General features: G+C 59.7%; 1 protein-coding gene. It reads right to left on the bottom strand.

Translation table 11 applies throughout. The features are described from left to right. Nucleotides 1-11: 11 nt before the first annotated feature. The coding region (locus C6W92_RS17485) for a transposase (RefSeq protein ID WP_164989300.1) at nt 12-461 on the bottom strand (450 nt) is incomplete at its 5' end.

Below are 461 nucleotides of genomic sequence, written 5' to 3'. Positions count from 1 at the left end.
GCATTCCGCCTTTAACCTGAGACATATCCAGCAGCCTTGAAGTATTTCCAGCATTCTTGTGGCGAGTAGAGATCGCAGACCTCTGCTATGGCCTCGAACATGTCCGTGAACGTCCTCGCGCCGATGCGCCTGAGGTGGGCTTTGAGCTTTGAGAACGCCATTTCTATGGGATTCAGATCAGGGGAATACGGCGGCAGGAACAGGAACCAGCACCCGGCGTCGCGCATGGCTTTGGCCGCGGCGGCGTTCTTGTGTGTGGCGAGGTTGTCCAGAATGACCACGGTTCCGGGGGCCAGTTCCGGAAGCAGCACCTTTTTGACATAGGTCGCGAATGCCAAGCCATCCATAGCACCCTTGATCACCCACGGCGCAATCATGGCATTGGCGGTGAGCCCCGCGATGAACGTCTGCGTGCCCCACGAGCCGAACGGTGCGTCCATGACCAGGCGATCCCCGCGCGG

The organism is Roseovarius sp. A46 (genome assembly GCF_004126395.1).
Lineage (GTDB): Bacteria > Pseudomonadota > Alphaproteobacteria > Rhodobacterales > Rhodobacteraceae > Roseovarius > Roseovarius nitratireducens.
This window is presented reverse-complemented; position numbering and strand designations above follow the sequence as displayed.